This is a genomic window from Microbacterium horticulturae (assembly GCF_029094505.1).
Classification (GTDB): domain Bacteria; phylum Actinomycetota; class Actinomycetes; order Actinomycetales; family Microbacteriaceae; genus Microbacterium; species Microbacterium horticulturae.
This window is the reverse complement of sequence record NZ_CP119108.1, coordinates 2,182,544-2,199,559: the sequence shown is the minus strand read 5'-3', so window position 1 is coordinate 2,199,559 and position 17,016 is coordinate 2,182,544. Positions and strand designations below refer to the sequence as shown.

The 17,016-nt window shown below is 69.4% G+C and carries 19 protein-coding genes; 16 read left to right on the top strand and 3 right to left on the bottom strand.

The features are described from left to right. Positions 1 to 8 precede the first annotated feature (8 nt). Positions 9 to 1,901 carry a prolyl oligopeptidase family serine peptidase gene (locus PU630_RS10630; RefSeq protein WP_275277041.1) on the bottom strand — a complete coding sequence of 631 codons (1,893 nt, stop codon included), beginning with the start codon at positions 1,899 to 1,901 and terminating at the stop codon, positions 9 to 11. Positions 1,902 to 2,142: 241 nt separating this feature from the next. Here PU630_RS10630 and PU630_RS10625 point away from each other — a divergent pair, with 241 nt between their 5' ends. Then, complete coding sequence (locus tag PU630_RS10625; protein ID WP_275277040.1) at positions 2,143 to 3,111, top strand: methylenetetrahydrofolate reductase; 969 nt, start codon at positions 2,143 to 2,145, stop codon at positions 3,109 to 3,111. After that, positions 3,108 to 5,429 (top strand): 5-methyltetrahydropteroyltriglutamate--homocysteine S-methyltransferase, encoded by a 2,322-nt coding sequence (gene metE, locus PU630_RS10620; RefSeq protein ID WP_275277039.1) that lies wholly within the window; start codon positions 3,108 to 3,110, stop codon positions 5,427 to 5,429. The genes PU630_RS10625 and metE overlap by 4 nt, the downstream gene beginning before the upstream one ends. Before the next feature lie 59 nt (positions 5,430 to 5,488). Here metE and lexA read toward each other — a convergent pair whose 3' ends face one another. Further along, a complete protein-coding gene (lexA, locus tag PU630_RS10615) occupies positions 5,489 to 6,148 on the bottom strand; it encodes a transcriptional repressor LexA (protein WP_275280081.1) in 660 nt (219 codons plus the stop codon). Between the two features lie 308 nt (positions 6,149 to 6,456). Between lexA and PU630_RS10610 the strand changes: the two genes are divergently transcribed. The 6 genes from PU630_RS10610 (at position 6,457) to PU630_RS10585 (ending at position 10,705) form a co-directional block, all read left to right on the top strand. Continuing rightward, positions 6,457 to 6,810: a LysM peptidoglycan-binding domain-containing protein gene (locus PU630_RS10610; protein WP_275277038.1), complete on the top strand. Its 354-nt coding sequence runs from the start codon at positions 6,457 to 6,459 to the stop codon at positions 6,808 to 6,810. Between the two features lie 76 nt (positions 6,811 to 6,886). After that, positions 6,887 to 7,924 carry a histidinol-phosphate transaminase gene (locus PU630_RS10605; RefSeq protein WP_275280080.1) on the top strand — a complete coding sequence of 346 codons (1,038 nt, stop codon included), beginning with the start codon at positions 6,887 to 6,889 and terminating at the stop codon, positions 7,922 to 7,924. Next, positions 7,921 to 8,532: an imidazoleglycerol-phosphate dehydratase HisB gene (hisB, locus tag PU630_RS10600; RefSeq protein WP_275277037.1), complete on the top strand. Its 612-nt coding sequence runs from the start codon at positions 7,921 to 7,923 to the stop codon at positions 8,530 to 8,532. Before PU630_RS10605 ends, hisB begins: the two co-directional genes overlap by 4 nt. After that, positions 8,529 to 9,182 carry an imidazole glycerol phosphate synthase subunit HisH gene (gene hisH, locus PU630_RS10595; protein ID WP_275277036.1) on the top strand — a complete coding sequence of 218 codons (654 nt, stop codon included), beginning with the start codon at positions 8,529 to 8,531 and terminating at the stop codon, positions 9,180 to 9,182. The genes hisB and hisH overlap by 4 nt, the downstream gene beginning before the upstream one ends. A gap of 4 nt (positions 9,183 to 9,186) precedes the next feature. After that, positions 9,187 to 9,936 carry a bifunctional 1-(5-phosphoribosyl)-5-((5-phosphoribosylamino)methylideneamino)imidazole-4-carboxamide isomerase/phosphoribosylanthranilate isomerase PriA gene (gene priA, locus PU630_RS10590; RefSeq protein ID WP_275277035.1) on the top strand — a complete coding sequence of 250 codons (750 nt, stop codon included), beginning with the start codon at positions 9,187 to 9,189 and terminating at the stop codon, positions 9,934 to 9,936. Next, positions 9,920 to 10,705: an SseB family protein gene (locus PU630_RS10585; protein WP_275277034.1), complete on the top strand. Its 786-nt coding sequence runs from the start codon at positions 9,920 to 9,922 to the stop codon at positions 10,703 to 10,705. Before priA ends, PU630_RS10585 begins: the two co-directional genes overlap by 17 nt. Before the next feature lie 3 nt (positions 10,706 to 10,708). On the opposite strand, the gene PU630_RS10580 is transcribed toward PU630_RS10585, so the two are convergent. Then, positions 10,709 to 11,104, bottom strand: a complete 396-nt coding sequence (locus PU630_RS10580; RefSeq protein WP_275277033.1) for a DUF1844 domain-containing protein — start codon at positions 11,102 to 11,104, stop codon at positions 10,709 to 10,711. A 228-nt stretch (positions 11,105 to 11,332) separates the two neighbouring features. Here PU630_RS10580 and infC point away from each other — a divergent pair, with 228 nt between their 5' ends. The 8 genes from infC (at position 11,333) to PU630_RS10540 (ending at position 16,980) form a co-directional block, all read left to right on the top strand. Further along, positions 11,333 to 11,956, top strand: coding sequence for a translation initiation factor IF-3 (gene infC, locus PU630_RS10575; protein WP_275280079.1), 624 nt, complete (start codon positions 11,333 to 11,335; stop codon positions 11,954 to 11,956). A 72-nt stretch (positions 11,957 to 12,028) separates the two neighbouring features. Next, a complete protein-coding gene (rpmI, locus tag PU630_RS10570; RefSeq protein ID WP_275277032.1) occupies positions 12,029 to 12,223 on the top strand; it encodes a 50S ribosomal protein L35 in 195 nt (64 codons plus the stop codon). A 32-nt stretch (positions 12,224 to 12,255) separates the two neighbouring features. Continuing rightward, positions 12,256 to 12,636 (top strand): 50S ribosomal protein L20, encoded by a 381-nt coding sequence (gene rplT / locus PU630_RS10565; RefSeq protein WP_275277031.1) that lies wholly within the window; start codon positions 12,256 to 12,258, stop codon positions 12,634 to 12,636. 76 nt (positions 12,637 to 12,712) lie between these two features. Next, positions 12,713 to 13,528, top strand: a complete 816-nt coding sequence (locus PU630_RS10560) for a TrmH family RNA methyltransferase (protein WP_275277030.1) — start codon at positions 12,713 to 12,715, stop codon at positions 13,526 to 13,528. A gap of 53 nt (positions 13,529 to 13,581) precedes the next feature. Beyond that, complete coding sequence (locus PU630_RS10555) at positions 13,582 to 14,373, top strand: amino acid ABC transporter ATP-binding protein (RefSeq protein ID WP_275277029.1); 792 nt, start codon at positions 13,582 to 13,584, stop codon at positions 14,371 to 14,373. A gap of 27 nt (positions 14,374 to 14,400) precedes the next feature. Then, entirely contained in the window at positions 14,401 to 15,309 is a 909-nt protein-coding gene (locus PU630_RS10550) for a glutamate ABC transporter substrate-binding protein (RefSeq protein WP_275277028.1), read from the top strand. An 85-nt stretch (positions 15,310 to 15,394) separates the two neighbouring features. After that, positions 15,395 to 16,075 carry an amino acid ABC transporter permease gene (locus tag PU630_RS10545; protein ID WP_275277027.1) on the top strand — a complete coding sequence of 227 codons (681 nt, stop codon included), beginning with the start codon at positions 15,395 to 15,397 and terminating at the stop codon, positions 16,073 to 16,075. After that, positions 16,072 to 16,980 carry an amino acid ABC transporter permease gene (locus PU630_RS10540; RefSeq protein ID WP_275277026.1) on the top strand — a complete coding sequence of 303 codons (909 nt, stop codon included), beginning with the start codon at positions 16,072 to 16,074 and terminating at the stop codon, positions 16,978 to 16,980. Before PU630_RS10545 ends, PU630_RS10540 begins: the two co-directional genes overlap by 4 nt. Positions 16,981 to 17,016 lie beyond the last annotated feature (36 nt).

Sequence of the window (17,016 nt, the reverse complement as noted above, 5' to 3'; positions counted from 1 at the left end):
TCCGCGCGTCAGCTCAGGGCCAGCGGGTCCACCCCGTCGGGCGCGAAGCCGAAGACCGCGCCGAGGAACGCGAGCTCCTTGCGCAGCACGTCGATGGTCGTCTCCGGGCGCCGGAAGCCGTGCGCCTCGCCCTCGTACAGCACGAAGGCGTGCGGGATGCCACGCTCGGCGAGTGCGGCACGGATGGCCTCCGCCTGGCTCGGCGGCACGACCGGGTCGTCGGCGCCCTGCAGCAGCAGCACCGGCACCCTGAACCGCTCGGAGTGCGACAGGGGCGAACGCTCCAGGTACACGGCCTCGGCTTCGGGAAGCGGACCGATGAGCCCGTCGAGGTAGCGCGACTCGAAGTCATGCGTATCGGAGGCCAGTGCCCGGGCGTCTCCCACGCCGTAGCGCGAAATCCCGGCGCCGAACACGTCCGTGTTCGCCAGGGCGGCGAGCACCGTCCAACCGCCGGCCGAGCCTCCTTCGATCGCCAGGCGTGCGGCATCCGCCCGCCCTTCGGCGGCCAGGCCCGCCGCTGCCGCGGCCACGTCGTCGACGTCGACCACGCCCCACTGACCGCGCAGGCGCTCGCGATACGCACGGCCGTAGCCGGTCGATCCGCCGTAGTTGACGTCGAGCACGCCGATGCCGCGGCTCGTGAAGTAGGTGACCTTCGCCGATGCGGCGGGGCCGGTGTGCGAGGTCGGCCCGCCGTGCACGAACACGAGGTACGGGGGCAGCTCGCCAGCCGGGGCCGTGGCCGCAGGACTGGTCGGCGGATAGTCGAAAGCGTGGACCTCGCCGTGGGGCCCCTCGAACGTGACGGCGCGCGGCGTCGGGTTCCATTCCCTCGCCCAGGCGGCCTCGCCGCCGGCGATGCGCTCGGTTCCAGACGGGTCGTCGACGTCGATGAGCCAGACCGCGGGCGGCCCCGCCGCGCCGGCGCCGGTCGCCAGCACGTGACGTCCCCGCGCGTCTTCGATCGACACGTTGGCCGACACATCGACGGGGAGGGGGGATGCCGTGCCCGTGGCCTCGTCGATGACGACGAGCTCGTCGCCCCCGTTCGTGCGGACGGCCACGACACGTCCGCCCTCGACCGGCTGGAACCAGCGGGTCCCCAGCACCCAGACCGGCCCGCCGGTGTCGGCGTCGACGGGTGAGACCGGGCGCCGCTCCAGGTCGGCCGAGATCTGCACCCGCCAGAGGTTCCAGCGTCCGGTGGTGTCGTCGGCATACAGCAGTGCATCAGGGTCGACCCAGACCGGCTGCACCGGCGAGCTGTCACCGCCGGCGACCGTCACCGGGTCGGTGACGCCGTCGGGGCCGATCCGGCCTACGCGCAGCTGGGCGCGGTCCCAGGGCATGTCCGGGTGGTGCCACGCGATCCACGCGAGCCGTTCTCCGTCGGGGGAGAGGGCGGGATGGGCGACGAAGTCGCTCCCGGCAGCCAACGACCGCACCGTTGCGTCAGCGACGATCTCGACGATGTCGTGGGCAACCCGATCGTCGCGGTGCGTCTCGCGCACGGCCAGCAGGTGCCCGTGCTGCCATGACAGGCCGCCGAAGCGCACGCCGACGTCGGGAGCAGTCAGCCGGCGCGGCGCGCCGCCGGGGGTGTGCTCCCACACGGTCTGATCGCTCTTCTCGACGAAGAAGAGGCGGCCGTCGTCGGAGGCCGTCCACGCGCCGCCGCCGTACTCGTGCACGCGCGAGCCGACGTTCCACGGGGCCGGCAGCAGGACGCCGTGACGGCGTGAGCGCACGGTCATGCGGCCGCCTTCGGCCGGCACCGACTCACCCCACCACACATCGTCCGCGACGAAACGCGCGCCGTCGAGGCGCGGGGAGGACGAGGCAGCGGCCTCGGCGGTGATCGGGGACGGCCAGGTGCCGTAGGGCAGGGTGACAGGCATCTCCCCACGCTAACCCGTGACGTCACGCGGTGGGCATATACCTCTGGAGATATGGACCTCGCAACAGTGCGTCACACCGTGTGACGAGCGATGACGAAGCGTCTACCGTGGACCCATCGTCGCCCGGGTCTTCCCGGGCAGGAGCGACAGCCGAGCCCGGCACCCGCCCGCACACACCGCGCCATCGCGCGCGTCCGCGGCCGCCCGGCCCTTCGCACTTGCCCACCGAACAGGAAGCACCATGACCCTCGCCGACGACCTGCAGCGTCCCTGGGCTGTCGCGCCGTTCTCCTTCGAGGTCTACCCGCCCCGCACCCCGGCCTCGGCCGCCGCCTTGCACGACACGCTGCAGCGGCTCGCCGCGGCGGGCCCGCGGTTCATCTCGGTGACCTACGGCGCGGGCGGCTCCACCGGCGGACCCTCGCTGGAGGTGCTGAAGTACCTGCGCACCCACACCGATGTCGAGCCTCTCGCGCACCTGACCTGCGTGGGCAACACCTATGCGGGGGCGGCACGTCTCATCCGGGAGTTCCTGGATGCCGGCATCCGCAGCTTCCTCGCTCTGCGCGGCGACCCGCCCGCAGGATCCGTCGAGGGCGACCCGTTCCTCGGCGACCTGGAGTCGGCTGCCCAGCTCGCGCAGCTCATCGACCGCGTGCAGGCGGAGCGGGCCCCGTATGCCGAAGCGGGCATACGGGGGCTGCCGCGCGCGGCCCGGGTGGTTCCCGGAGAACACGTCGAGATCGCCGTCGCGGCGTTCCCCAACGGCCACCCTCGCTCCCGGCACCCCCGGGAGCACATCGATGCGCTGCTGGCCAAGCAGGCGGCCGGGGCGACGTTCGCCATCACCCAGCTCTTCTTCCACGCCGACGACTACCTGGGCTTCGTCGACCGGTCTCGCGCGGCCGGGGTGACGATCCCGATCCTGCCCGGCATCATGCCGGTCACTTCGCCCCAGCGCCTCTACCGCGTGCTCGAGCTCTCGGAACAGGATGCGCCCGCCGAGCTCTCGATCGCGCTGCAGATCGAACCCGATCCGGTCCGGCAGCGGGCGATCGGCATCAGCTCTGCCGCACGCCTGGCGGCCGAGGTCGTCGCGGGCGGCGCCCCCGGCGTCCACCTGTACGCGTTCAACAGCCACGAGACCGTCCTGGCCGTCCTCGACGAGGCCGGGATCCCCACCCCCATCCAGAAGGAGATCGCACGATGACCGCATTCCCCGCCGGGACGATCCTCGGCTACCCCCGCATCGGCCGCCGCCGTGAGCTCAAGCGCGCCGTCGAGGCGCACTGGGCCGGCACCCTCGATGAGGCGGCGCTCGAGCACACCGCCGCCGAGTTGCGGCGCGCCACGCGCGAGCGCCTGGCCGCGCTCGGACTGGGCCGTGACGACTCGTCCATCCCCGAGTCGTTCTCGTACTACGACCAGGTTCTCGATGCGGCCGCTGCCGTCGGCGCGCTGCCGGCGCGGTTCGCCGACCTGCGCGAGGCCGACGGCTCGATCGGCCTGCGCGCGTACTTCGCGGCAGCCCGCGGCGATGCCGAGCGCACCCCGCTGGAGATGACGAAGTGGTTCGACACGAACTACCACTACCTCGTGCCCGAGATAGCACCCGAGACGGTCTTCGCACTGTCGAGCCACCGCTTCGCCCAGCAGGTCGCCGAAGCCCGGGCCGACGGCGTCGTGACGCGGCCGGTGGTCGTGGGGCCGGTGACGCTTCTGGCGCTGTCGAAGCCCGCCGACGGCGCGCCGGAGGGCTTCGTGCCGCTGAGCCGGATCGATGACCTGCTGCCCGTCTACGTCGAGCTGCTCGCGGCACTGCGCGCAGCCGGCGCCGAGTGGGTGCAGCTGGACGAGCCCGCTCTGGTCAGCGAGTCGCTGGAGGTCGCCCCGGCCGATCTGGCCGCGGCCGCCGAGCGCGCCTACGCGGTGCTCGGCGGGGCCCACCACCGGCCGCAGATCGAGGTGGCCGCCGGCTATGCACAGCTCTCCGAGGAGAGCTGGCGAGCGCTCGCCGCCGCTCCGATCGACGCCATCGCCGTCGACCTGACGCGCGGTGAGGTTCCCATCCCCGTTTCGGGGCTCGCATCGAAGACGCTGATCGGCGGCGTGGTCGAGGGGCGCAACGTCTGGCGCGGCGACCTGGCGGCGGCGTGGGAGAAGCTCGAGCGACTGAAGGCGCTGGGTGCGGCATCCACTGCCGTCGGCACCTCGACATCGCTGCAGCACGTCCCGCACGATGTCGACGACGAGCCCGACCTCGATGTCCGGTTGAAGAGCTGGCTCGCCTTCGCCGATCAGAAGGTCGGCCAGGTCGCGGTGCTCGCCCGTGGACTCGTCGACGGTCGTGCGTCCATCGAAGCCGAGCTCGCGGCTGCCACCGCGGCGTTGGCGGATCGCGCGGCCGCCGACGGCGTGCACGACGGTGCGGTGCGTCCGCGTGCGGCGTCGCTCGACGCGGCGGCGTTCGACCGCGGCCCACAGGACGAGCGGGATGCCGCGCAGGAGGCGCTCGGACTGCCGCTGCTGCCCACCACCACCATCGGGTCGTTCCCGCAGACCGCTGACATCCGCCGGGCACGGGCCGCGCACGACCGCGGCGAACTGTCGACGTCTGACTATGAGGATGTGCTGCGACTGGAGATCACCTCGGTCATCGGTCTGCAGGAGGAGTTGGGTGTGGACGTGCTCGTGCACGGCGAGCCCGAGCGCAACGACATGGTGCAGTACTTCGCCGAGAACCTCGACGGTTTCGCCGTCACGCGCAACGGCTGGGTGCAGTCGTACGGGTCGCGCGCCACGCGCCCGTCGATCCTGTGGGGCGATGTGTCGCGCCCCGCACCGATCACCGTGCGCTGGGCGCAGTTCGCACAGGCGCTGACCGAGAAGCCGGTCAAGGGCATGCTCACCGGGCCGGTCACGATCCTCGCATGGTCGTTCGTGCGCGACGACCAGCCGCTGGCCACGACCGCCAACCAGGTCGCACTGGCTCTGCGTGACGAGATCGGCGACCTCGAGGAGGCCGGGATCCGCATCATCCAGGTCGACGAGCCCGCCCTGCGCGAGCTGCTGCCGTTGAAGAAGGGTGACCAGCCGGCCTACCTCGATTGGTCGGTGGCGTCGTTCCGACTCGCGACGGCGGGCGCGGATGCTGCAACCCAGGTGCACACGCACCTGTGCTACTCGGAGTTCGGGGTCGTCATCGACGCCATCGCAGCGCTCGACGCCGATGTGACGTCGATCGAGGCCGCGCGCAGCCGTGGAGAGGTCATCGCCGACATCGCCGAGTCGGGCTTCTCCCGGGGCATCGGCCCCGGGGTGTACGACATCCACTCGCCGCGCGTGCCGCAGGTCGACGAGATCGTCGACCTGCTGGAGCAGGCGGTGAACTCCATCCCCGTGCGCCGTGTGTGGGTGAACCCCGACTGCGGTCTGAAGACGCGTGCGTACCCGGAGACGGTGGCGGCCCTCGGCAACCTCGTCGCGGCCGCCGAGCGTGTCCGTGAGGGGCGCCTGGCGCGCGTCTGACCCTCGACGGCGAACGGCCCCGGGAGCGCATCCCGGGGCCGTTCATCGTCGGTGCGGTCTCAGACCGCGCGCAACACCGCCACCACCTTGCCGAGCACGACTGCTTCATCGCCGAGGATCGGTTCGAACGACGAGTTGCGGGGGAGCAGCCAGGTGTGGCCGTCGCGCTGGCGGAACATCTTCACTGTCGCCTCGCCGTCGAGCATCGCAGCGACGATCTCGCCGTTGTCGGCGGTGTTCTGCGCACGCACGACGACCCAGTCGCCGTCGCAGATGGCGGCGTCGATCATCGACTCGCCCTGCACCTTGAGCATGAACAGCTCGCCCTTGCCCACGAGCTGACGCGGCAGCGGGAAGATCTCCTCCACCTGCTGCTCGGCGGTGATCGGCACTCCGGCGGCGATCTGGCCGACCAGCGGAACGAGCGCGGCGTCCCCGACGGCGGGCGCGGAGTCAGCGGGGTTCTCCGCAGACGTGCCGGGCAGATCGATGAGGATCTCCATCGCCCGCGTCTTGCCGGCGTCGCGGCGCAGGTACCCGCTCAGCTCGAGCTGGTTGAGCTGGTGGGTCACGCTCGAGAGCGACTTGAGTCCGACGGCATCGCCGATCTCGCGCATGCTCGGCGGGTAGCCATGGCGGGTGATCGACTGCTGGATCACCTCGAGGATGGCCATCTGCTTGTCGCTCAGGCTCTTTCGTCGCCGTGTCTGCCGGCGCATTCTCGGCACCTGCGGCGCCGGTGTCGTGGCGTCCTGCGATGCGTCGCCCATGTCAGCTCCCGTTCTCGCCGCTGCTGCAGCTTCTTCGAATGTCGGAGGTCCGTGGTGAGGTGTCCTCATCGAAACGGTATCCGCTTCCGAGTCGGATCGGCGTCAGCCCGCGGGCGTGTCGTCTTCGATTCGGATTCGGATCCCGATCCCACTTGACAGAGTACAGCATCGAAACTAGATTCGGAAGATAGATTCGGTACGGGACGCCCCCGGCCGGGCTCCCGCACCGAATCTCTTCACAGCATCCAGGAGGAGCCATGGTCACGATCGCCCCGACAGCGCAGCGTGTCACTCATCTGCGTCTGACCGCCCGCGGACGCCGCGTCCTCGCGGCGCTGGTCGCGCTTCCGATCGCCGCCGCCATCGCGGCGGCCGCCGTCGGCGGGGGCGCAGCCCTCGCTTCCCGTGACGCGGGCGCTCCGGCGGGTTCGTTCGCCACGGTCACGGTCTCGGCCGGCGACTCGTTGTGGGGGATCGCCCAGCGCGTCGCACCGCACGCCGATCCGCGCGACGTCGTCGACGCCATCGTGCGTCTGAACGCGCTCGAGGGTGTGACGGTCACACCCGGCGAAGTCCTCTCCCTTCCCGCGGATTACGCTCCGGCCGGCTGACGGACGGGTGCGGCTCTACGATGGAGCGGTGAGCCCTCGATTAGACGACTTGCCCGTTCGTGATGATCTGCGCGGCATGAGCCCGTACGGTGCACCGCAGGCGCGCGTGCCCGTCGCCCTCAATGTGAATGAGAACACCCACCCCGTTCCCAAGGAGGTGGCCGACGACATCCTCGATGCCATAGCCCTCGCCCTCCACGACGTGAATCGCTACCCCGACCGGGAGTTCACGCAGCTGCGCGAGGCCTTCGCCGAGTATCTCGGCCACGGGCTGACCCGTGATCAGCTCTGGGCGGCGAACGGGTCGAACGAGGTGTTGCAGCAGGTGCTGCAGGCGTTCGCGGGCCCGGGGCGCACGGTGTTCGGCTTCGCACCCACCTATTCGATGTATCCGCTCCTCGCGCGGGGCACGGGAAGCGCGTGGGTGGCCGGCGAGCGGGGCGTCGATTACACGATCGAGCCGGATGCGGCCGCAGCCCAGGTCGCCGAGGCGAAGCCCGATGTCGTGCTGCTGTGCTCGCCGAACAATCCGACCGGTACCCCGATGCCCATCGATGTCATCGAGCGGGTGTACGACGCGACCGACGGCATCGTGGTGGTCGATGAGGCGTATTGGGAGTTCGCCCCGCGCGACGAGCGCTCCGCTCTGACGCTGCTGCCCGGGCGGGAGCGCCTCGTCGTCTCGCGGACGATGAGCAAGGCGTTCGCGTTCGCCGGGGCGCGTGTGGGCTATCTGGCGGCCGACCCGGCCGTGACCGACGCACTGCGCCTCGTGCGGCTGCCCTACCACCTGAGCACACTCACGCAGGCGGCGGCGCTGGCGGCCCTGCGGCATGCGCCGACGATGCTCGCGACCGTCGATGACATCGTGGTCCAGCGCGATCGGATCTCGGCGACGCTCGAGGCGCTGGGCTACAAGCCGTACGAGTCGTGGACGAACTTCGTGCTGTTCGGCGGTGTCGACGAGCCGACCGCGACCTGGCAGGCGCTCCTCGATCGGGGCGTGCTCGTGCGCGACGTCGGGCTGCCCCGCAGTCTGCGGGTGAGTGCGGGTACTGAGGAGGAGACCAGCGCGTTCCTGGACGCCCTGGCCTCGATAGACTCGGCGTCATGACGACCGCCGCGTCCCGCACCGCCTCCCGTTCGCGTTCGACGAGCGAGTCCTCGGTCGAACTCGAGCTCGACCTCGACGGCACCGGCGTCGCCCACATCGACACGAGCGTTCCGTTCTTCGATCACCTGCTGACCGCCTTCGCGAAGCACTCGCTGACCGATCTGACGGTCCGCGCGTCCGGCGACACGCACATCGATGCGCACCACACTGTGGAAGACGTGTCGATCGTCCTCGGCGACGCGATCCGCGAGGCACTGGGCGACAAGGCCGGGATCTCGCGGTTCGGCGACGCGCTGGTGCCGCTCGATGAAGCACTCGCGCAGGCCGTCGTCGACATCAGCGGGCGCCCCTTCCTGGTACACGAGGGCGAGCCGGCCGGCTTCGAGCTGCATCTGATCGGCGGCCACTTCACGGGCTCGCTCGTGCGGCACTCCTTCGAGGCGATCACGTTCCACGCAGCCCTCACCACGCACGTGCGTGTGCTGTCGGGCCGTGATCCCCACCACATCGCTGAAGCCGAATTCAAGGCCTTCGCGCGCGCGTTCCGCGGGGCCAAGGCGCTCGATCCCTCGGTGCGCGGCATCCCCAGCACGAAGGGTGCGCTGTGACCTCGAAGCCGCTCGTCGCGGTCCTCGACTACGGCTCGGGAAACGTCCACTCGGCGGTCAAGGCGCTTCAGGCCGCAGGCGCCGATGCACGACTCACAGCCGATCGACGGCTCGTGCACGACGCCGACGGACTCGTCGTGCCCGGCGTCGGGGCCTTCGCAGCCGTGATGAAGGCGCTGCGTGACATCCGCGGGGACGAGCTCATCGACCGCCGTCTCGCCGGTGGTCGGCCGGTGCTCGGCATCTGCGTGGGAATGCAGGTGCTGTTCGGACGCGGCGTCGAACGGGGCGTCGACACCGAGGGGCTGGGGGAGTGGCCGGGCGTGGTCACCGAGCTCGACGCGCCGCTGTTGCCCCACATGGGCTGGAACACCGTGCGCCCCGACAACGGAAGCCGCCTTTTCGCCGGCATCGAGGATGAGCGCTTCTACTTCGTGCACTCGTATGGGGCCACACAGTGGAACCTGCAGGTTCAGCCGCCGTTCCCCGAGCCGATCCTCACCTGGTGCGACTACGGGGCTGTGCCGTTCCTGGCCGCGGTCGAGAACGGGCCGCTGGCGGCCACGCAGTTCCACCCCGAGAAGTCGGGCGAGGCAGGCGTCCGTCTGCTCTCGAATTGGATCGACAGCCTGCCGCGGGCTACTGTGTGACCTCGTGCCCAGTGATTTCGCCGCCACGCCCGAACTGATCCTCCTGCCCGCCGTCGATGTGGCCGACGGCAAGGCGGTCCGCCTCACCCAGGGCGAAGCCGGCAGTGAGACCGACTACGGCGACCCGATCGAGGCGGCGCTGGACTGGGCTCACCAGGGCGCGCAGTGGGTACACCTCGTCGACCTTGACGCGGCGTTCGGGCGTGGAAGCAACGCCGCCATCCTGCGCAAGGTCATCCGCCAGCTCAAGGGCGTGCAGGTCGAGCTGTCCGGCGGCATCCGCGACGACGCTTCGCTGGAGGCCGCGCTCGAATCGGGGGCTGCCCGCATCAACCTCGGCACCGCGGCGTTGGAGAACCCGGAGTGGGCCGCGGACGTCATCCGCCGATACGGCGACGCCATCGCGGTCGGTCTCGACGTGCGCGGCACGACGCTCGCCGCCCGCGGCTGGACCCGTGAGGGCGGCGACCTGTGGACGGTGCTCGCGCGTCTCGAAGACGCCGGGTGCAGCCGGTACGTCGTCACCGATGTCACGAAGGACGGCACCCTGCGCGGCCCGAATCTCGATCTTCTGCGTCAGCTGACCGAGCGCACCCCCAAGCCGATCGTCGCGAGCGGCGGCGTGTCGAGCCTCGACGACATCGCGGCGCTGCGAGAGCTCGTGCCGTTGGGCGTCGAGGGCGCGATCATCGGCAAGGCTCTCTATGCGGGCGAGTTCACCCTCGCCGAGGCGCTGGATGTCGCACGGAACTGACGAGAGCTGCGGGCACGACCCGCACATCACCGACTCGGCAGGCGTTCCGTGGGCCGGCCGGTCGTTCCGCGCCAATCCGCACTCCGGCGACGACGGGTCGGCGGACCCGGCGCTGCTGGCCGCGCTGACGGCTTTCACCGGCGGCGCTGGTGACCGGGTCGCCATCGTCGACGCTTACCGGGACGCGCGGCTGCTGATCCCGCTGGTCGCCGAGAAGGGCGACGAGGGCGTGGGGCCCACGGGGCTGCCCGTCGACAAGACGCAGGAGCTCTCGATCGTGACGGTGGCAGCGCCCGACGGGCGGCGTGTGCTGCCCGTGTTCTCGTCGGTGCAGGCGATGGGACGGTGGGATGCCACGGCCCGCCCGGTTCCGGTCGAGGGCGTGCGCACGGCCCTGGCGGCCGTCGACGACGAGACCGACCTCATCGTGATCGATCCCGCGTCCGACACCGAGCACGTCCTGCGACGGCCCGCCGTCTGGGCCATCGCACAGCAGATCGGGTGGGAACCGAGCTACCGCAGCACGGACGTGTTCACAGGTCTCCAGGAGAGCGTCGCCCGCGAACTCGCCGTCATCGACGTCGCGGTCGCCGACGGCGACCCGTCGGGGCGCCTGCGTGGGCCCGAACTGCTCGTGCACCTGAAGCTCGTCGACGGACTCGGCCAGGAGCAGCTCGACGCCGTGCTCGCACGGCTGGCCAAGCGCTGGGCCGCCGACGACCGCATCGCGACGCTCGTCGACTCGTTGAGCGTGAAGCTCAGCCGCTGACGGTCAGGAGACCGGGCCCGTCCACTTCTCGCCCGGACCCTTGCCGATCGGGTCGGGTACGGGCGATGCCTCGCGGAATGCCAGCTGCAGCGAGCGCAGCCCGTCGCGCAGGGGCGCGGCATGCGCGCTGCTGATCTCTGGTGAGCCCGCGGTGATAAGGCCCGCCAGAGCGTTGATGAGCTTGCGAGCCTCGTCGAGGTCGAGCTGCTCGCCCGGCTCATCGGCCAGGCCCAGCTTCACGGCGGCGGCGCTCATCAGGTGCACCGCAGTGGTCGTGATGACCTCGACGGCCGGCACATCCGCGATGTCGCGGGTCGCGGCGGCGGCGCGCTTCTCCTGCTCTTCCCAGCGCGCCTGGCGCGCGACATCCTCGTTCGAAGGGCCAGCTGTCGTGTTCACGTCGTTCTCTCTGATAAACTAGGCGGGTTCCGGGCTCTGCGCCCGGTTCGAAAGAGGATCACATCCCACCCGCGCTTGCCGTTCCAGGCTACCGGGTCATTGCACTCCGCCGGTTCACCGGCAGTCAGGGTGCGGAGCCAGTGCGTCACGCATTGTGCGGGTGGAGTGTGCCTTTGCCCGTGACGCACCCCGCGTCGCGGTCATCCACCGCACGAAGAGGAGTTCCGCATCAGCGATCCCCGCACCAACGAGCGCATCCGCGTCCCCGAGGTCCGACTCGTCGGACCCAACGGTGAGCAGGTCGGCGTCGTCGCCATCCAGGTTGCGCAGCGTCTGGCTCAGGAGGCAGATCTCGATCTCGTCGAGGTCGCGCCCAACTCGAAGCCGCCCGTGGTCAAGATCATGGATTACGGCAAGTACAAGTACGAAGCCGCCCAGAAGGCGAAGGAAGCCCGCCGCAACCAGGCCAACACGGTCCTGAAAGAGGTCCGCTTCCGCCTCAAGATCGAGGCCCACGACTACATCACCAAGCTCAAGCGCGCCGAGGGCTTCCTGGAGGCGGGTGACAAGGTCAAGGCCATGATCCTGTTCCGCGGCCGCGAGCAGCAGCGCCCCGAGCAGGGCGTTCGTCTGCTCAAGAAGTTCGCCGAGGATGTCGCCGAGCTGGGTACGGTCGAGTCGAACCCGCGCATCGACGGTCGCAACATGGTCATGGTGATCGCACCGCACAAGAACAAGTCCGAAGTCAAGACCGAGCAGAACGCCCAGCGCGCCGCCAACAAGCAGGCCGCCCGCCAGGCGAAGGCTGCGGCCTCCGGCCCCTCGGACACTCCTGCGGACCCGGCCGAATAGGCCCCCACACGCTCCCGCACCGCGCGGGACACGCCTTCCCGCGACAGCGGGATGCACAACGAAGGAAGAGACATGCCGAAGCAGAAGACGAACTCCGGCGCCAAGAAGCGCTTCAAGGTCACCGGCAGCGGAAAGATCATGAAGCAGCAGTCGGGCATGCGCCACAACCTCGAGGTCAAGTCCAGCCGCCGCACCCGCCGGCTGAACAAGGACGAGGCGATCTCGCCGGCGAACGCGAAGAACGTCAAGAAGCTCCTCGGGCGCTGAGCGCACCGACTGCACGTTAGGAACGAAACGAAATGGCTAGAGTCAAGCGGGCCGTCAACGCCCACAAGAAGCGTCGCGTCATCCTCGAGCGCGCCTCCGGTTACCGGGGTCAGCGTTCGCGGCTGTACCGCAAGGCGAAGGAGCAGGTCACCCACTCGCTCGTCTACGCGTACCGCGACCGTCGCAAGCGCAAGGGCGACTTCCGCCGCCTGTGGATCCAGCGCATCAACGCCGCGAGCCGCCAGAACGGCCTGACCTACAACCGTCTCATGCAGGGGCTGCGCCTTGCCGACGTGCAGGTCGACCGTCGCATGCTCGCTGACCTCGCTGTCAACGACCAGGCCGCGTTCAAGACTCTCGTCGAGACCGCGAAGAAGGCACTGCCGGAGAACGTGAACGCCCCCAAGGCGTGAGCTGATCCTCCCGAACGGGCGTCCCTGCGTGCAGGGGCGCCCGTTCTCGTTCGCCTCGCCCCCATAGACTGAGGGCGTGCTGGAGAACCCGCGATCTGCCCGCGTGCGCACCGTCGCAAAGCTCGTCAAGCGTCGCCATCGCGACGAGACAGGGCTGTTCCTGCTCGAGGGCCCGCAGGCCGTGCGTGAGGCGCTGACCTACCGGCCGGACGGGATCGTCGAGCTGTTCGTCACACCGACGGCCGCCCAGAAGCACACCGATCTGGCCGAGCGCGCCGCCGACGCCGGTGTCGAGGTCGTCTACGCGACCGAGCAGGTCGTCGAGGCGATGGCCGACACGGTCACTCCGCAGGGAGTGATCGCGGTCGCCCAGCAGTTCCCGGTGCGCATGCGCGATGTGCTCGCGGCATCCCCCCGGCTCATCGCTATCTGCGAGCAGGTGCGCGATCCCGGCAATCTCGGCACCATCATCCGCGCTGCCGACGCCGCCGGCGCGGACGCGGTGATCCTCACCGGGCGCACGGTCGACCCGTTCCACCCGAAAGTCGTGCGCGCCACAACGGGTTCGCTGTTCCATGTGCCGCTCGCACTCGGCGGGGAAGCGGTGGATGCCGTCACGGCGGCGCGTGCGGCCGGGCTGCGTGTTCTCGCGGCCGATGTGAAGGGCGCCGACCTTCTCGCGGCGCGCGAGTCGGGGGTGCTCGCCGGCTCTGTCGCGTGGCTGTTCGGCAACGAGGCGCGCGGGCTCGACGACGAGGTGCTGAGCCTCGCCGACCAGGCGCTCCGGCTGCCGATCTACGGCCGCGCCGAATCGCTGAACCTCGCCACGGCGGCGAGCGTGTGCCTGTACGAGACGGCCTTCGCGCAACGCGCCTCGATCACGGATCGGTAAACGTCCCGCGCCGAAGTCGCGGATTACCTGAGCGGTTGCTTAGTGTTGTCTGCATGACGATCCCCGAAGACGCGGCTCCGAAGACGTCGAACATCTCTGTTCGACGCGGTGACCCGCTCGTTGTGATCACGGACGTGCAGAAGCACTACGGCGATTTCCAAGCCCTCACAGACATCAACCTCACGGTCAACCGCGGTGAGGTGGTGGTCGTGATCGGCCCGTCCGGCTCCGGCAAGTCGACCCTGTGCCGCACGATCAACCGACTCGAGACCATCACCAGCGGCACGATCACCATCGACGGCGCCGAGCTGCCCAAGGAGGGCAAGGGCCTCGCCCAGCTGCGCAGCGACGTCGGCATGGTGTTCCAGTCGTTCAACCTCTTCTCGCACCTGACGATCCTCGACAACGTCACGCTCGGGCCGATCAAGGTCCGCAAGATGAAGAAGGCGGACGCCGAAGCGCAGGCACGCATTCTGCTCGAGCGCGTCGGCGTCGGTGCACAGGCCTCGAAGCTGCCCGGCCAGCTCTCCGGCGGGCAGCAGCAGCGCGTGGCCATCGCCCGTGCACTCGCGATGAACCCCAAGGTGATGCTCTTCGACGAGCCGACCAGCGCGCTCGACCCGGAGATGATCAACGAGGTGCTCGACGTCATGGTCGAGCTGGCCCAGGACGGCATGACGATGATCGTCGTCACCCACGAGATGGGCTTCGCCCGCAAGGCGGCCGACCGCGTCGTGTTCATGGCCGACGGCCAGATCGTCGAGGAGGCCACGCCCGAGGAGTTCTTCACGAACCCGTCGTCGGCGCGCGCCAAGGACTTCCTCTCGAAGCTCCTCACCCACTGACCTGCACCCCTGACAAAGGAGAAACACATGCGCAAGACACGCATCCTCGCGAGCCTGAGCATCGCCGCCGTCGCGGCCATCGCGCTCACGGCGTGCAACAGCGGCACGCCGGGCGACACCGGGAACGGTGACAACGGCGACGGCGGAAGCAACACGCCGTGGACGGTGGCCACCGACGTGAGCCTCACCGACAGTCCCACCTTCGACCGCATCCAGAAGGCCGACAAGGTGACGATCGGCGTCAAGGAGGACCAGCCCGGCCTCGGTTACCTCGACACCACCACCAACAAGCGCAGCGGCTTCGACATCGACATCGCCCGCTGGATGGCGGCATCCCTCGGCTACGGCGAAGACAAGATCACCTTCAAGCCGATCGCGTCCGCGAACCGTGAGCAGTCGATCGTGAACGGCGACATCGACTTCTACGTCGGCACCTATTCGATCACCGACAAGCGTAAGGAGCTCATCTCCTTCGCCGGTCCCTACTTCATCACCGGGCAGGGCCTGCTCGTCGCCAAGGACAACGACACGATCACCGGCAAGGACTCGCTGACCGCCAGCGACGTGGTGTGCTCGGCGACCGGGTCGACCTCGATCCAGCGGATCAAGGACGAGACCCCGGCCAAGACGAAGGAGTACGACACGTACTCGACCTGCGTGCAGGACCTTCTGCAGGGCCAGGTCGACGCGGTGACCACCGACGAGGCGATCCTGCTCGGCTACGCCGCGCAGGACCCCGACCACCTCAAGACCGTCGGCGACGTGTTCAGCGAGGAGCGGTACGGCATCGGCCTGGCCAAGGACGACACCGCGCTGCAGACGTTCTTCAACGACACGCTGACCGACGGCCATGACATCTGGCAGAAGATCTTCGACAACAACCTCGGCAAGTCCGGCGTGACCGCCGAGCAGCCGAAGGTCGACCCGGTCGGCTGATCTGTGACGCCGGGCGGCGGTGCGCCGCCGCCCGGCTCCCATATCGGAGACAGACCGCGCACGATCGGACAGGAAGAGAGGCGACATGGACGAGGTCGGGCACCTGTGGTGGCAGGCCATCGAAGGGACGCTGGTCCTGTTCTTCGCCGGCGGGGTGATAGCGCTCGTACTGGGCTTCATCGTCGGGGCGATGCGCGTCTCGCCGGTGCCCATCGCCCGCGCGGTCGGTACCGTGTACGTGAACTGGATCCGGAACACCCCGCTCACGCTGGTCATGTTCTTCTTCGCGTTCTGCATCCCGATCCTGCTCGGCCAGCGCATCAACGCCATCATGCTGGCCACGATCGCGCTCGGGGTCTACACCGCCACCTACATCGCCGAGACGATCCGCTCGGGCGTGAACACCGTCCCGGTCGGGCAGGCTGAGGCCGCCCGGGCTCTGGGGCTGGGCTTCGGTCAGGTGATGAGCCTCGTCATCCTGCCGCAGGCGTTCCGCTCGGTGGTGCCGCCGATGATGAGTGTGCTCATCGCGCTCCTGAAGAACACCACGGTCGCCGCCGGATTCTCGGTGCTGAACCTCGGATCGGTGACCGCGTATCTGAGCGAGCACCGCACCGCGAGCGCAGACAACATCTTCCAGGCGATGGTCACCGGTGAGAACCAGCTTCTGACGCTGCTGCTGATCGCCGTGATCTTCGTCGTCCTCGTTCTGCTTCTGGCCTGGTTGCAACGGGTCCTCGAGCGCAAGTGGAAGGTCGAACGATGAGCTCCGTCCTCTACGATGTGCCCGGGCCGCGCGCCCGTCTGCGAAACCGCGTGCTCGGCGTCGTCACGATCCTCGTGGTGCTCGCGCTCATCGGTCTCACCGTCTGGCGGCTGTATGCGACCGGGCAGTTCACTGCGCAGAAGTGGTCGATCTTCGGATACACGGCCATCTGGATGCGCATCCTCGACGGCCTCTGGCACACCCTCTCGGCGTTCATCGTCGCGGGCGTCGGTGCGCTGATCCTCGGCTTCATCCTCGCCGTCGGGCGGCTCTCCGACCACGCATGGATCCGTGTGCCCGTCGGTTGGATCGTCGAGATTCTCCGCGCCATCCCCGTCCTGATCTTCATGATGCTGATGTACTACGGTCTGCCGACCGTGGGAATCAAGGTCACGCCGTATGTGGCCGTCGTCGTGGCACTTATCGCCTACAACGGTTCGGTTCTGGCCGAGGCGATCCGCGCCGGCGTCGAGTCCCTGCCCCGCGGTCAGAAGGAGGCCGGGTACGCGATCGGCCTGCGCAAGAACGGCGTGATGCGTCTCATCCTGCTGCCGCAGGCCGTGCGGGCCATGATGCCGGTCATCATCTCGCAGCTCGTCGTCGCGCTGAAAGACACCGCACTCGGCTTCATCATCACGTACCCCGAGTTGCTGTACGTCATCAAGCTGCTCGGCACGCAGATCCAGTACGGTTCGCCGCTCGTGCCCGCCGCGATCGTCGGCGGTTCGATCTACGTGGCCCTGTGTCTGCTGCTGTCGTATGTCGCCTACCGCGTCGAGAAGAGGATGCGCCGCTCGCCGAAGGCGCCGCACCTCGATCCCGGCGACGGCGGCGACCCCACGACCGCGACCGAGCGGATCGCGGTTCGTCGGGGACTCGGCAAGTTCGACGGCCGCCAGGCCTGAGCCGTCCGGGGCGCGGCCTGCGCCCCGGTAGACTCG

Bases quoted from the DNA above. Each gene is read 5' to 3' on its own strand.
- PU630_RS10630 (WP_275277041.1), bottom strand. From the start codon at position 1,901: ATGCCTGTCACCCTGCCCTACGGCACCTGGCCGTCCCCGATCACCGCC.
- PU630_RS10625 (WP_275277040.1), top strand. From the start codon at position 2,143: ATGACCCTCGCCGACGACCTGCAGCGTCCCTGGGCTGTCGCGCCGTTC.
- metE (WP_275277039.1), top strand. From the start codon at position 3,108: ATGACCGCATTCCCCGCCGGGACGATCCTCGGCTACCCCCGCATCGGC.
- lexA (WP_275280081.1), bottom strand. From the start codon at position 6,148: ATGCGCCGGCAGACACGGCGACGAAAGAGCCTGAGCGACAAGCAGATG.
- PU630_RS10610 (WP_275277038.1), top strand. From the start codon at position 6,457: ATGGTCACGATCGCCCCGACAGCGCAGCGTGTCACTCATCTGCGTCTG.
- PU630_RS10605 (WP_275280080.1), top strand. From the start codon at position 6,887: ATGAGCCCGTACGGTGCACCGCAGGCGCGCGTGCCCGTCGCCCTCAAT.
- hisB (WP_275277037.1), top strand. From the start codon at position 7,921: ATGACGACCGCCGCGTCCCGCACCGCCTCCCGTTCGCGTTCGACGAGC.
- PU630_RS10585 (WP_275277034.1), top strand. From the start codon at position 9,920: ATGTCGCACGGAACTGACGAGAGCTGCGGGCACGACCCGCACATCACC.
- rpmI (WP_275277032.1), top strand. From the start codon at position 12,029: ATGCCGAAGCAGAAGACGAACTCCGGCGCCAAGAAGCGCTTCAAGGTC.
- rplT (WP_275277031.1), top strand. From the start codon at position 12,256: ATGGCTAGAGTCAAGCGGGCCGTCAACGCCCACAAGAAGCGTCGCGTC.
- PU630_RS10555 (WP_275277029.1), top strand. From the start codon at position 13,582: ATGACGATCCCCGAAGACGCGGCTCCGAAGACGTCGAACATCTCTGTT.
- PU630_RS10550 (WP_275277028.1), top strand. From the start codon at position 14,401: ATGCGCAAGACACGCATCCTCGCGAGCCTGAGCATCGCCGCCGTCGCG.
- PU630_RS10545 (WP_275277027.1), top strand. From the start codon at position 15,395: ATGGACGAGGTCGGGCACCTGTGGTGGCAGGCCATCGAAGGGACGCTG.
- PU630_RS10540 (WP_275277026.1), top strand. From the start codon at position 16,072: ATGAGCTCCGTCCTCTACGATGTGCCCGGGCCGCGCGCCCGTCTGCGA.